Annotated in this window: 14 protein-coding genes; 2 read left to right on the top strand and 12 right to left on the bottom strand. The window is 74.1% G+C overall.

Annotated elements, in window-relative coordinates:
* Nucleotides 1-19: 19 nt before the first annotated feature.
* The 11 genes from ACN268_RS26430 to eno all read right to left on the bottom strand — a co-directional run bounded on the left by ACN268_RS26430 (nucleotide 20) and on the right by eno (nucleotide 9,514).
* Entirely contained in the window at nucleotides 20-793 is a 774-nt protein-coding gene (locus ACN268_RS26430; RefSeq protein ID WP_421487001.1) for a uracil-DNA glycosylase, read from the bottom strand.
* A 19-nt stretch (nucleotides 794-812) separates the two neighbouring features.
* Nucleotides 813-1,499, bottom strand: coding sequence for a dienelactone hydrolase family protein (locus tag ACN268_RS26425; protein ID WP_204928311.1), 687 nt, complete (start codon nucleotides 1,497-1,499; stop codon nucleotides 813-815).
* A 239-nt stretch (nucleotides 1,500-1,738) separates the two neighbouring features.
* Nucleotides 1,739-2,230 carry an LppU/SCO3897 family protein gene (locus ACN268_RS26420; protein ID WP_421485583.1) on the bottom strand — a complete coding sequence of 164 codons (492 nt, stop codon included), beginning with the start codon at nucleotides 2,228-2,230 and terminating at the stop codon, nucleotides 1,739-1,741.
* Nucleotides 2,231-2,338: 108 nt separating this feature from the next.
* Nucleotides 2,339-3,388, bottom strand: a complete 1,050-nt coding sequence (locus ACN268_RS26415; protein ID WP_421485582.1) for an HAAS signaling domain-containing protein — start codon at nucleotides 3,386-3,388, stop codon at nucleotides 2,339-2,341.
* Nucleotides 3,385-3,717 (bottom strand): PadR family transcriptional regulator, encoded by a 333-nt coding sequence (locus ACN268_RS26410; protein ID WP_088642881.1) that lies wholly within the window; start codon nucleotides 3,715-3,717, stop codon nucleotides 3,385-3,387. Before ACN268_RS26410 ends, ACN268_RS26415 begins: the two co-directional genes overlap by 4 nt.
* A gap of 373 nt (nucleotides 3,718-4,090) precedes the next feature.
* The gene (locus ACN268_RS26405) at nucleotides 4,091-5,026 is read right to left on the bottom strand and encodes an exopolyphosphatase (RefSeq protein WP_421487000.1); all 936 of its coding nucleotides are present in this window, start codon (nucleotides 5,024-5,026) and stop codon (nucleotides 4,091-4,093) included.
* Nucleotides 5,027-5,192: 166 nt separating this feature from the next.
* Nucleotides 5,193-6,434, bottom strand: a complete 1,242-nt coding sequence (locus ACN268_RS26400) for a hypothetical protein (RefSeq protein ID WP_421485580.1) — start codon at nucleotides 6,432-6,434, stop codon at nucleotides 5,193-5,195.
* A 37-nt stretch (nucleotides 6,435-6,471) separates the two neighbouring features.
* Complete coding sequence (locus tag ACN268_RS26395; protein ID WP_302740766.1) at nucleotides 6,472-6,978, bottom strand: amino-acid N-acetyltransferase; 507 nt, start codon at nucleotides 6,976-6,978, stop codon at nucleotides 6,472-6,474.
* 1 nt (nucleotide 6,979) lies between these two features.
* The gene (locus ACN268_RS26390) at nucleotides 6,980-7,537 is read right to left on the bottom strand and encodes a DUF501 domain-containing protein (RefSeq protein ID WP_421485579.1); all 558 of its coding nucleotides are present in this window, start codon (nucleotides 7,535-7,537) and stop codon (nucleotides 6,980-6,982) included.
* Nucleotides 7,538-7,574: 37 nt separating this feature from the next.
* Nucleotides 7,575-8,198, bottom strand: a complete 624-nt coding sequence (locus tag ACN268_RS26385) for a septum formation initiator family protein (RefSeq protein WP_421485578.1) — start codon at nucleotides 8,196-8,198, stop codon at nucleotides 7,575-7,577.
* 32 nt (nucleotides 8,199-8,230) lie between these two features.
* Nucleotides 8,231-9,514: a phosphopyruvate hydratase gene (eno, locus tag ACN268_RS26380; protein ID WP_421485576.1), complete on the bottom strand. Its 1,284-nt coding sequence runs from the start codon at nucleotides 9,512-9,514 to the stop codon at nucleotides 8,231-8,233.
* Between the two features lie 221 nt (nucleotides 9,515-9,735).
* Between eno and ACN268_RS26375 the strand changes: the two genes are divergently transcribed.
* Nucleotides 9,736-10,428 (top strand): hypothetical protein, encoded by a 693-nt coding sequence (locus ACN268_RS26375; protein WP_421485574.1) that lies wholly within the window; start codon nucleotides 9,736-9,738, stop codon nucleotides 10,426-10,428.
* Nucleotides 10,425-11,255, top strand: coding sequence for an NAD(+) diphosphatase (nudC, locus tag ACN268_RS26370; RefSeq protein ID WP_421485572.1), 831 nt, complete (start codon nucleotides 10,425-10,427; stop codon nucleotides 11,253-11,255). The genes ACN268_RS26375 and nudC overlap by 4 nt, the downstream gene beginning before the upstream one ends.
* A 16-nt stretch (nucleotides 11,256-11,271) precedes the next feature.
* Here nudC and ACN268_RS26365 read toward each other — a convergent pair whose 3' ends face one another.
* Nucleotides 11,272-12,891: a DUF885 domain-containing protein gene (locus tag ACN268_RS26365; protein ID WP_421485570.1), complete on the bottom strand. Its 1,620-nt coding sequence runs from the start codon at nucleotides 12,889-12,891 to the stop codon at nucleotides 11,272-11,274.
* Nucleotides 12,892-12,907 lie beyond the last annotated feature (16 nt).

Below are 12,907 nucleotides of genomic sequence, written 5' to 3'. Positions count from 1 at the left end.
CGCCACCGTCCCACGCTGCTCAGTCCACCCCCGCGAGCTGTTTCGCCCGGGTGAACACATCGTCCAGCATCTGTGTGGTCAACCGCCCGGTGAAGGTGTTCTGCTGGCTGACGTGGTAGCAACCGAGCAGATCGGGAACGGCCGACCCGGACCAGTGTGCCCCATGGCCGAAGACCGGTCGCGGGCTGGGCGGCCGGACGCCGTACACCTGGCGTAGCACCGGCCACCACGCCGCCCAGGCGAACGCGCCGAGCGCGACGACCACCCGCAGGGTGGGTCGGATCAGCGCCACCTCCCGGTGCACCCACGGGGCGCAGGTGTCCCGCTCGGCCGGGGTGGGCTTGTTGTCCGGCGGGGCGCAGCGCACGGCGGCGAAGATCCGGACCCCGGTGAGGGCGAGGCCGTCGTCGGCGGCGACGCTTGTCGGCTGGTTGGCCAGCCCGGCCCGGTGCAGGGCGGCGAAGAGCACGTCGCCGGAGCGGTCGCCGGTGAAGACCCGGCCGGTCCGGTTGCCGCCGTGCGCGGCCGGGGCCAGGCCGAGGATGCCGATCCGGGGTTCGGACACCGGACCGGGCGGGGTGGCCGGCGGGCCCGCGCCGCCGCGCCCGGTGCGGTTGTCCGGGGCGCCGAAGCCGGGCACCGGGCGGCCCCAGTAGTCCTGGTCGCGGAACGCGGCCCGCTTGGTCCGGGCGACCTCCTCCCGCCAGTCGACCAGGCGCGGGCAGGCGAAACAGTCGCTGACCGCCGCGTCGAGGTCGGCCAGGCCGGTCGCCCGCGCGGCGCGGGCGACCACCTCGGCGGGGGTACGGGACTCAGCCAAGCTTGGCCCGGAAGAGTTCGAGGGTACGGGCCCAGGCGGTGGCGGCGGCCCGCTGGTCGAAGTTCTCCGGCCGGTCCTCGTTGAAGAACGCGTGCGCGGTGCCCGGGTAGTCGTACGTCTGGCAGGTGCCCCCGGCGTTCTCGACGGCCCGGCGCACGGTCTGTACGCCGTCGGCGGCGGACAGGCCGTCGGCCTCGGAGCAGTGCACGACGGCCGCCTTACCCGCGTAGTCGGTCCACTCGGCGGGCATCCCGTCCCACGGCAGCCGGGGGTAGAAGGCGGCGGTGGCGACGATCCGCTCGGCCCGGGTGGCCGCCCACAACGCCAGGCTGGCCCCGGCGCAGAAGCCGGCGCACCCCACCTTGCCGGTCACCTCGGCCCGGCCGGCGAGGTATTCCGCCGCCACGGCGATGTCGGCCGCCGCCTCGTCCATCTGGACGCTGTTGAGCATCTGCCGGGGCTCGCTCGGCTTGCTGGCGGGCTGACCGTGCCGGAAGTCGGGGGCCAGCGCGACGAAGCCGGCGTCGGCGAACCGGTCCACCACCGAACGGATGTGCGGGACGAGGCCCCACCAGTCCTGGATGACGATGACCGCCGGGCTGGCCGTGCCGCTGGACGGTATCGCGAGATACCCCTCGCCGGTCCCCGCGTCGCGGCGGTAACGCACCATCTCGCCCATCGGCCCGTCCTCCTGTCGGTCAGTCATCGTTGGCTGGTCGCAGGGCGTTCCTACGTGTCGGTAGCCTGCCACGCCGTACGCGTGCCGGGAAGATGCCGGAACAGTGGCATATACCTCCCGTTCACCGAACGGTGGCGTGCAACACGCCGACGGCGGCGCGGGATTCCCGCGCCGCCGTCGGCGGATCGTCGTACCGGCCCGGTCAGGCCCTGCCGGCCGGCCCGGTCAGGCCCTGCCGGTCACGCCTTCTTGGTGAGGCAGAGCAGGTAGCCCTTGCCGCCCGGGGCGATGTTGTAGAAGACGTAGCCGTCCTCACCCTCCTTGATGTACTGCTCGCACGCCTTGCCGGTCTTGGCCTGCGCCTCGGTCTGCTCCTCCACCCGGCCGACCACGTTGTAGACGGCCTCGGTCGAGGTGCACGTCACCACCTTGGCGTCGCTCACCGACTTCTCCTGCGTGCCGGTCACCTCCGGCAGCTCGGCGATGCAGTCGCCGGCCTTCGCCTCGGCCGTCTCGTCGGGGTTGAGGAAGTTGCCGATGGCATTGGCGACGCCGAACTTCAGCGCCGCGATCACCAGGAAGGCGACGATCGCGCCGATGATGCCGAGCGCCTTCTTCGCGCCGCCACCCTTGCGCTCCTCCGGCTGCGCGGCGGAGGCCGGGGTCACCGGTTCGGGCTGGCCCACCTGCTCTGCCTGCGGCGCGGGGGACGATGCGACCTGCTCTGACACTGAATTTCCTTCCGAGGGGTGAATGAGCAGACGACAACGTAGCGACGAAGATCAGCGCGTGCTGCCCCGTCCCCATCGTCCGTTCAGCTATTTCCCAGGAACGACAGGTCAGCTGGTGGCGGTGGGCAGGGGCACCCCCGCCGGCCCGGACACCGAGGGCGACGCGACCGGCACGGATCCGGTGGGCACCGGGGTGCCCGGCGCGGTGGCCGTCGGCACCGGGTTGCCCGGCGCGGTCGGCGACGGCGACCCGCCGGGGCCCACGCCGGACCCGGGCGGGAGCGGGGCGACGGCCGGCGGTCGCGGCCGGAACGGCGCCTGCTGCGGGCAGTACGGGTAGCCGCGCTGCACCGGGTTGACGTCGGGCAGGGCGGGATCGTCGCAGGCCGGCCAGCCCAGCCGGATCGGGGTGCCGTTCTGGTCGAAGAGCCGGGCGTTCTCCACCAGCCGCCCCTCGCTGTCGTAGACGTAGACGTCCTGCACCTCGTTGTACGGGTTGTCCACCGAGGTCGACTCGTAGCCGTAGTCGTAACCGGAGCGGGCGTGGTCGTCCACGTCCGCCACCGCGCCGATCGCGAACAGCGCCAGCACCGCCGAGCTGGCGTGCAACGCCCAACGCCGCCAGGACCGCAGCTCGGGGGTGCGCCGACCCAACCAGACGGAGCCGTAGAGCAGGCCGGCGAACATCAGCAGGCCGACGAACTCGTTACCGTCGAGCCGGGGCAGCAGGCCGAGCGGCCCGTCGGTGCTGAGCGCGGTGAGCAGCATCGCGGCCAGGTAGGCGCGGGCCACCCACCACGCCGGGCGCAACAGCCGCAGGAACTCCCCCGCCGTGGCGTGCCCGAACACGGGGCCGAACCGACTGTCGAGCCGGTCGACCCGGGCCCGGGCCCGCCCCAGCGCGGCGGCGATCCGCCGTTCCAGCGCCCGACGGCCGGCCGCCGGGTCACCCGCCCCGGCGGCTGCGCGCAGCTCCGCCGCGTACGCCTCGGGGGTGCCGAGCCGGTCGACCAGGGAACCGTCGGCCTCCGCGGCGACCTCGACGAGGTGTTCCGGGAGGTCCTCGGTCAACTCCTCGCGGGCCTGCGGTGGCAGGTCGGCGAGCGCCGCCCGCACCCGCTCGACGTAGTCCGTGATTTCCTGCCCAGTGACGGTCATGCCGCCATCCCCCGATCGTCGAGCAGCTGGTCCATCGTCGTGGCGAACGCGCGCCAGGTCTTGCCGGAGCGGGTGAGCTGGTCACGGCCGGCGGCGTTGAGCGCGTAGTACTTACGGTGCGGGCCGGCCTCGCTCGGCACGACGTAGGTGGTGAGCAGGCCGGCGGCGAAGAGCCGGCGCAGGGTGCCGTAGACCGAGGCGTCGCCGACCTCTTCCAGCCCGGCCTCGCGCAGCCGGCGCAGGATGTCGTAGCCGTAGCCGTCGGAATCCCGCAACACGGCCAATACGGCCAGGTCGAGCACACCCTTGAGTAGTTGTGTGGTGTCCACGCATGACACACTACTGCGCACTGCGCACTACCGTCAACAACGCGATACCAGGCTCGAACCCCCGCCCCACCCCGCCCCCGGCCCCCGGCCACGCCTCGCCCCCCGGCCCCGGCACGCCTCGCCCCCCTGCCCCGGCCCGGCGGCCCAGGCCCGCCTCGCCCCCTGGCCCCGGCCCCGGCCCGGTGATCAAGAGATTCGAGTCATCCCCGCCCGGATTCTCGACGCCAACCTCTTGATCACCACGCCATGGCCCCGTGACCAAGAGGTTGGCGTCATCCCCGACGGGGTTCTTGACGCAAACCTCTTGATCACGGGGCTCGATGTCGAGCGGGCGAGGACGGAGAGAGGGCGGAGGGAGGCTGTTGGTCAGCCGTCAGACGGGTTGCTGGCTCCAGGCGATGCCGTCGAGGATGTCGTGTTCGGAGGCGACCACCGAGGACATCCCGGCCCGCTCCATGATCACCTTGAGCACCAGCGCGCCCGCTCCGATCACGTCCGCCCGGCCCGGGTGCATCACCGGGATCGCCAACCGCTGCGCGGCGGTCCGGCCCAGCAGGTCGGCGGTCACCCCGGCCACCCGCTCGTACGGCACCCGGGCGTGGTGGATGCGCTGCGGGTCGTACTCCCGCAGGTCCTGGGCGATGGCGACGACGGTGGTGACCGAACCGGCGAGCCCGACCAGCGTGGCGGCCTCCCGGCCGGGGACGGCGGCGAGCGCCCGGTCGACGGCGGCGGCGATGTCGGCCTGCGCGGCGGCGACCTCGTCGGCGGTCGGCGGGTCGCCGTGCAGGTGCCGTTCGGTCATCCGGACACAGCCGATGTCGACCGAGATCGCCGCCTGCACCCCGGAGTCGCGGGTGCCCACCACGAACTCGGTCGAGCCGCCCCCGATGTCGACCACCAGGTACGGCGGCTCCGCGTCGGCGGGCAGCCCCCGCACCGCGCCGGTGAACGACAGCCGTGCCTCCTCGTCGCCGCTGACCACCTCGGGCGCGACCCCGAGGGTCTGCTCCACCATGGCCCGGAAGTCGGCCGCGTTGCTGGCGTCCCGGGACGCCGAGGTGGCGCACATCCGGACCCGGTCGACGCCCAACTTGTCGATCTCGGCGGCGTACCCGGCCAGTGCCACCCGGGTCCGCTCGATCGCCTCCGGGGCCAGCCGGCCGGTCCGGTCGACGCCCTGACCGAGCCGGACGATCTCCATCCGGCGGGCCAGGTCGACCAGTGGGGCCTGCGGCCCGGCCGACGGGTCGGGCAGGTCGGCGACCAGCAGGCGGATGGAGTTGGTCCCGCAGTCGATGGCGGCCACACGCGTCGTCACGGCAGCAACCCTACGGCAGCCGCCGACCGCCCACCCCGGCACCGACCGCGCACGCGCACCCCCGACCGGGCGCTGTGGCACCGACCGGGCACGGTGGCACCGACCGGGCACGCGCAGCCGCCGACCGCCCACGGCCGACACCGACCGGCGGCGGTCACCGACGCCGGGACAGTCGTCGCAGCAGCAGCCACGGCACCCAGGCCAGCACGGCGAGCAGCACCAGCAGCGCCAGCAGCGGCGCCCGCCACCACGGGTCCACCGTCGCCGGTGGCGGGTCGGCGGGCGCGGAGACCCACGGGCGGGCGGTCTTCGACCAGGCTAGGAAGGCGTCGCCGATCGGGAGCAGACCGAAGGCGTACCGGCGGGTGTGCGGGGTGTCCAGCGGAAAACCGACCAGTTCGCCGTAGTTGGCCAGCGCCCCGGCCAGCGCGTCGTCGCCCTGCACCTGGGCCGCGCCGAGGGTCACCACGGTGGCGGAGAAGCTCACCCCGAGCGGCAGCGGCCCCGAGTCGACGTCCCCCGGGCCGTCCAGACCGCGCGGATACTCCCGCACGGCCGGGCCGAGCCCGAGCGGCGACACCACGAACCCGGTGCGGAAGGTCAGGTACTGCTCCCGGGCGAAGGTCGGGTCGATCTCCGGCAGGAACCGCTGGATGACGCTCTGCGAGGTGCCCCGGGCCACCTCGGCCGGCGCGCCGGTGCCCGGGTCGACCCGGTGCGGCAGCAGACCGGTACGCGGGTCGAGCCGCTGGCGTACCCCGTCCAGCCAGCGTGCCGTGGTCCGGTCGAACCGGGGCGGCAGCAGATGGTCGTGCAGCCGCAGCGAGGCCACCGCCACCGTCGAGTCGACCGGCCACGCCTGCCCCGGATAGGCGGCGAGGTACGGCGTGGCCGAGGCGTCGAACGCGGCGGCCAGCGTGGTCGACGCCTCGGTGAACCGGCGCACCTCGGCCGGGTCCCGCTCCGACGCCGGTTGCAGGGCGAGCACCCCGCCGCGCAGCCAGTTGGTCCAGCCGGCGTGGAAGACGCCGTACGCCGGGGTGAGGTCGGCGCTGAACGGGGCCGTGCCGGCCGGGGACTCCAGCCGGGCCAGCGCCCACCGGGCCTCCCGTAGCGCCTCGTCGCGTCCCTGCGGTGGTTGCCGCAGGCCGGTCTCCACCCGGGCCAGCCCGTACAGCGCGTGGGCGAAGAACCAGCCCTCCGGGAACATCGCCTGGGCGTCCTCGCCGGCACCGTCGTCCAGTTCGGCCCGCAGGTAGTCCAGTTGCCGGTCCACCCCGGGCGGCTGGCGGTCGACGCCACCGGTCGCCGGGGCGATCAGCCGGGCCACCCCGACCAGCGCGAACAGGGTCACCAGGGCGGCGGGCAGGGCAACCAACCGGCGCAGGATCGTCACCGGCCCAGGGTGCCGGGCCGGGTCAAGACAGCCGGGGCTAGAGGCGCAGCAGCATCCGGGTGTTGCCCAGGGTGTTCGGCTTGACCCGTTCCAGGTCGAGGAACTCGGCGACGCCCTCGTCGTAGGAGCGCAGCAGCTGCTCGTAGACGGGCTGCGGCACCGGGGCGCCGTCGATCTCGGTGAACCCGAACGCGCCGAAGAACGCCGTCTCGAAGGTGAGCACGAAGATCCGGGCGATGCCCAACTCCCGGGCGGCGTCGATCAGCTCGGTGACGATCCGGTGGCCGAGCCGCCGCCCCCGGCAGGCGGGGTCGACGGCCACGGTACGGATCTCGGCGAGGTCCTCCCACATCACGTGCAGCGCCCCGCAGCCGACCACCCGCCCGTCGCCGGTGACCGCGACCCGGAACTCCTGCACGTCCTCGTAGAGGGTGACGGTGGCCTTGCTGAGCAGCCGCCGGTCGTCGGTGTAGGTGTCGACCAGCCGGCGGATGCCGCGTACGTCGCCGGTGCGGGCCCGGCGTACCACGATCTCGTCGGTCATCTCACCCGGCCGCCGGCACGTCCACGCAGGGCCCGGCCGCCCACCACTTCTCCACCAGGGCGAGTGTCTCGTCGCCGAACGGGTTGACCCCGGGGCCGGCACCGAGCGCGTGGCCCAGGTGCACGTGCAGGCACTTCACCCGGCCGGGCATCCCCCCGGCGGAGATGCCGGCGATCTCCGGCACCTCGCCGATCGCGGCCCGGCGGGCCAGGTAGTCCTCGTGCGCGGCCCGGTACCGGTCGGCCAGCTCCGGGTCCTCGGCGAGCCGCTCGGCCATCTCCTTCATCAGCCCGGCCGACTCCAGCCGGCTGCACGCCGCCGTCGCCTTGGGGCAGGTCAGGTAGAACAGCGTCGGGAACGGGGTGCCGTCGGCGAGCCGGGGGGTGGTCTCCACCACGTCGGGCAGGCCGCACGGGCAGCGGTGGGCCACCGCCCGGGTGCCGCGGGGCGGGCGTCCGAGCTGCGCGGCCACCGCGGCCAGGTCGGCCTCGGTGGCCGGCTGGTGCTCCGGCGGGGGTACGGAGTCCGCCGCCGGCTCCTGCGGTGGTACGACAGTCACGGTGCCCATCTCTCGTTCGGTAAGCGGGTGCTGCTGCTCACTGGTCGGCGGCTTCGCCGTTCGCCGCCCGGACGCTCGACCACAGGGTGTCGTACCAGGGGGCGGGGGCCTTCGGCGCGGCCGGCGGCCGACCGCCGTTGGCGTCGCGGGCCGCGCCGTCGGCGTCGTTGAGCACGATCACCGGGGTCTCGCCCGGGGCCACCATGTAGAACCGTTCCCGCGCCTTGATCTTGATGTATTCGGGGTCCTGCCACTTCGCCGCCTGGGCGGACAGCTCGGCGATCTCCTCGCGCTGGGCGGCCTGGCTGGCCTCCATCCGCTCGATGTCGACCTGCTGGTCGAGGTAGACCCGGACCGGATAGGTGTAGGCCAGGGCGAGCGCGAGCAGCACCGCGAACAGGACGGTGGCCCGGCCGGTGAACCGTCGGGGGTGGGGTGCGGCGAGCCGGCGGATGGTGCCGCCGGCCGCCGTCCGGCGCGCCGCCGCCGGGCGGTTGGCCGACCGGACACCGTCGACGCCGCGCGAGCGGGCCGCGGTGGTCCGCGCCTCGGCGCGGACCCCGCCGTCGCGCAGCGGCGTGCGGGCGCCCCGGGCCCCGCCCGGCCGACCGGTCGGCCGGCGGGCCGGGCGTTGGCCACCCGGTGTGCGGCGCTGCTGCATCGTCACACCCCTCCCCCCGAGGTTCGCCCGGGTCAGGCCGAACGGTAACGCGGGAACGCGCCGACGCCGGCGTACCGCGCCGCGTCGCCCAGCTCCTCCTCGATCCGCAGGAGCTGGTTGTACTTGGCGACCCGGTCGGACCGGGCCGGGGCACCGGTCTTGATCTGGCCGCAGCCGGTGGCGACGGCCAGGTCGGCGATGGTGGTGTCCTCGGTCTCGCCGGAGCGGTGGCTCATCATGCACTTGAAGCCGGCCCGGTGGGCCAGGTCCACGGCGTCCAGGGTCTCGGTCAGCGAACCGATCTGGTTGACCTTGACGAGCACCGCGTTGGCGGCCTTCTCGGCGATGCCCCGGGCGATGCGCTGCGGGTTGGTCACGAACAGGTCGTCGCCGACGATCTGGATGCGGTCGCCGACGGCGGCAGTGAGCGTGGCCCAGCCGCTCCAGTCGTCCTCGGCCAGCGGGTCCTCGATGGAGACGATCGGGTAGTCGCCGATGAGCTTGGTGTAGTAGTTGCTCATCTCCTCGGCGCTCTTGGCGGCGCTCTCGAAGGTGTAGGTGCCGTTGTCGAAGAACTCGGTGGCGGCCACGTCGAGGGCGAAGACGATGTCGGTGCCGAGCCGGTAGCCGGCCTTCTCGACCGCCTCGGCGATCAGGTCCAGCGCGGCGGCGTTGCTGGGCAGGTTGGGGGCGAAGCCACCCTCGTCGCCCAGGCCGGTGGAGAGGTCCTTCTTCTTGAGCACCGACTTCAGCGCGTGGTAGACCTCGGCCCCGGAGCGCAGCGCCTCGCGGAAGCTGGACGCCCCGATCGGCGCGATCATGAACTCCTGCACGTCGACGTTCGAGTCGGCGTGCGCCCCACCGTTGAGGATGTTCATCATCGGCACCGGCAGCAGGTGGGCGTTCGGGCCGCCGAGGTAGCGGAACAGGCTCAGCTCGGCGCTGCCGGCCGCGGCCTTGGCCACCGCCAGCGAGACCCCGAGGATCGCGTTCGCGCCCAGCTCGCCCTTGTTGTCGGAGCCGTCGAGGTCGAGCATCTTCTGGTCGATCAGCCGCTGCTCGCTGGCCTCGTAGCCGATGAGCTGGTCGACGATCTTGTCCTCGATGTTGGCGACCGCGTTCTCGACGCCCTTGCCCAGGTAGCGGCCCTTGTCACCGTCGCGCAGTTCGACCGCTTCGAAGGCGCCGGTGGAGGCGCCGGAGGGTACGGCGGCGCGGGCGATCGTGCCGTCGTCCAGCCCTACCTCGACCTCGACCGTGGGGTTGCCCCGCGAGTCGAGAATCTCCCGGGCGACGATTCCCTCGATGGTTGCCACTGAGTCGCTCCTCGTTCGTGTGTGCGAATCCGGTATGGGCCGCGACGGTGCGGCTGAGGCAGGTGTTGAACGCAGCGTATCGGGCGACGCCCCGACCCACGGCGTCCGGGCACACGTAGCCCACCCCTAATCGACCCACCGAGACGGACATTCCCGGATTCTCACCCCTCAACCGGCAACCGGTTTGCGCGCGGTGGACCCGATCGACCACGCTGGTCGCCATGCCCGCCGTCTCGACCACCCTCCGCGTGCTCGCCGTGTCGGTCATCGCGTCGCTCACCGTCACCGGCTGTCAGACCCTGGACGACGCCGGCCGTGCCCTCGGCCGGGCCGATCTGGTCAACGACCTCGCCACCCGGCTCGACGAGTCGCTGGTGCGGACCTGGACGGCCGAGTACCGGCTCGCCGGTGGCCGGAACTTCACGATCGCCCAGACGAAGGAGCCGGCCCGCTCCGCGTACACCTGGACCGCCGGCAAGATCACCGTCTCCGAGCAGGCCATCACCAGGTGCGGGACCACCGCCGGGCGGACCACCTGCACGGTCGAGCCGCCGGTGCTGATGTCCGGCAAGGCCGCCGTGCCGCTGTTCACCGAGGCCCGCAAGGCCGGCCTGGTCACCCCGCCCGCCGTCATCGGGCTGCTCACCGAGGCCGCCCTGGACCCGCGCGCCCAGGTCACCCAGACCGACACCACGATCACCGGGCACCACGCCACCTGCGTCGAGGTCCGCCGGGCCGCCGGGAACTTCGACACCTGCGTCACCAGCGAGGGTGTGCTCGGCAGCTTCACCGGGGTGCTCGACGGCCAGCCCGTCGAGTTGACCCTGGACCGCTACACCGACTCGGTGACACCGACAGCGTTCGACCTGCCCGCCGGCGCCGGGGTGACCGACCGCCGACCGGCGACGTCGTGACGGCCCCCCCGCCCGCAGACCCCACCCCCGCCGTCGACCCGGCGCCCGCGCCCGGCGACCTGGGCCTGCTGGTGGCCGGCCACCGGCTCCTCACCACCCCCGACGGTGGCCTGCCCCGGGTCGGCGAACTGCCGGCCGGGCCCGGCTGGGTGCCGGTGGGCACGCTCGACGGGGTGCCGGCCTGGGCGGCGGCACCGGACGGGGCGACCCGACCGGCCGGGCGCTGGCGCAGCTGGCGGGCGCTCGCCGCCGAGCTGCCCGAACCGCTCGCCACGCTCGCCGGGCGGGCGGTGGCCGTGGTCACCTTCCGGCGTACCCACCGCTGGTGCGGGGCCTGCCGGGCGGAACTGGCCGACGTGCCAGGCGAGACGGCCCGCCGCTGCCCCGCCTGCGACCTGTACGTGCCGCTACGGCTCTCCCCGGCGGTGCTGGCGGCGATCACCCGCCCCGGCCCGGCCGGCGGCCCCACCGAGCTGCTGCTGGTGCGGCACGCGTCCGGCCCGACCGGGCTGTGGGCGCTGGTCGCCGGCTTCGTCGAGGCCGGCGAGTCGTTGGAGACGGCGGTCCGCCGCGAGGTCACCGAGGAGGTCGGGCTGGCCCTCGGTAGCGTCGACTACTTCGGCAGCCAGCCCTGGGCGATCTCCGGGCCGGGGGTGCTGCTCGCCGGCTTCACCGCCACCGCCGCCGACCCCACCGCCGAGCCGGAGGTGGACGGGCGGGAGCTGGTGCGGGCCCGCTGGTTCCCGGTGGACGCGCTGCCGGCCGAGCTGCCCCCGGCATACTCGATCTCCCGCTGGCTGGTCGACGCGGTCGCCGCCCGCGGTTGAGCCGGCCCCGGCCGGCTCAGACGCCGAGCAGGGTGCGCAGGTGGCGTGGCGGCGGACAGTCGTGGGCGAGCATCGCGTCGTGCCACCGGCGCAGCGGCACCCCGGCCGGGCGGGCAGCGGCGATGTCGGCCATCTCGCTGTAGCCGACGAAGTACGTGGAGAGCTGGGTCGAGGTGAGCAGCGCCCGCCGCCACTTGCCGGCCGCCTCGCCCTCCTCCTGGAAGCCGCGTTCGGTCATCAGCGCCAACGCGTCCGCCTCGGTCATCTGGTCACAGTGGACGAGCTGGTCGAGCAGGGCGTTGATGGTCATCCGGAGCTGCATCTTGAGCTGCTGGAGGCGGACCGGCAGGCCGCCGAAGCCGAGGCCGGCCATCAGCTCCTCGGTGTAGACCGCCCAGCCCTCGATGAACACCCCCGACTCGGTCAGCGCCCGGACCCGGGTGGGGCCGGCGTACCGGCGGGCGTGGGCGAGCTGGAGGAAGTGCCCCGGCATCGCCTCGTGCACGGTCAGGTTGCGGATCATGTGGTCGTTGTACTCGCGGTAGAACGAGTCGACCCGGTGTGCGGGCCAGTCCGCCGGGGTGGGCGCGATGCAGTAGAAGGTGGGCAGGTCGGCCGGCTCCAGCGGGCCGGGCGAGTCGCAGTAGGCCACCGCGACACCCCGGGCGAACTCCGGCATCTCCTGGATCACGCACGGGTCGTCGACCAGGCTGACCAGGTCGTGCGCCCGGACGAAGTCGACGGCCTCGTCGAGGGTGACCGAGGCGAGGTCCACGATGGAGTGGTCGTCGGGGTGCTCGGCGGCGAGCAGGTCCAGCGCCCGGCGTACCGTCTCGTCGTCGGCCGGGCCACCGACCAGCTCGACGGCGGCGGCGCGGATCTCGGCGGTGACCCGGTCCAGGTTGGCCCAGGCGCGGCGCTGCACCTCGGCCGCGCCCAACTCGGTGTCGAGGGTGTGCCAGAGCCGGGCCTCCCAGCGGCGGCGGCCCAGCCGGGGGTCGCGGCCCGGCCCGGTGTCGGCGGCCAGCCCGGCGCGCAGCCAGCCGACGAACTCGTCGAGCGCGGCGATCGCCGCCGTCGCCGCCGGCTCCACCGTGCCGGCCAGCGCCGGGGCCCGGGCGAGCAGCAGCGGCACCTCGTCGCGGATCAGCGCGGCGCTGCCGGCGAACTGCCCGACCGCCGTCTCGGCGTGCACCCGGGGCATGTCCCGCAGCGTCGCCCGCGCGGTCGCCAACGCGTCGGGTACGGCGGTCAACCGCCCCACCAGGTGCGCCAGCCGCTGCTCCACCGGCGCGTACGGGCGGGCGAGCAGCGCGTGCAGCAGCGGGCCGGGGTTGTGCACCAGCGGGTCCCACTCGAAGGCCCGGATCTCGCTGCGCTCGAACAGTTCCCGGTCGACCAGGGCGGCGAGCAGCGCGTGGTCGACCTGCTCCTCGACGTCGAGGGAGTCCGCGTCGACCTCGGCGAGCGCGTCGGCGGCCTCCCGCAGCATCGCCTGGTCGGCGGCGACCGCCGGGGCGGACAGGTCGGGCAGCCGGTCGTCGTAGCGGTGGTCCCCGGCCGACGTGGCGAACCCGGGTCGGCTCTCCAGCACGGCCTCGACGATCCGCTCCGCCAGCGGCACGAATTCACCCATCCCCCGACCCTACCCA

Source organism: Micromonospora sp. WMMD735, from assembly GCF_049178995.1.
In the GTDB taxonomy this organism is placed as follows: Bacteria; Actinomycetota; Actinomycetes; order Mycobacteriales; family Micromonosporaceae; genus Micromonospora; species Micromonospora wenchangensis.
Note: the sequence above shows the minus strand (reverse complement) of the source record. Positions and strands in the feature narration are given on the sequence as shown.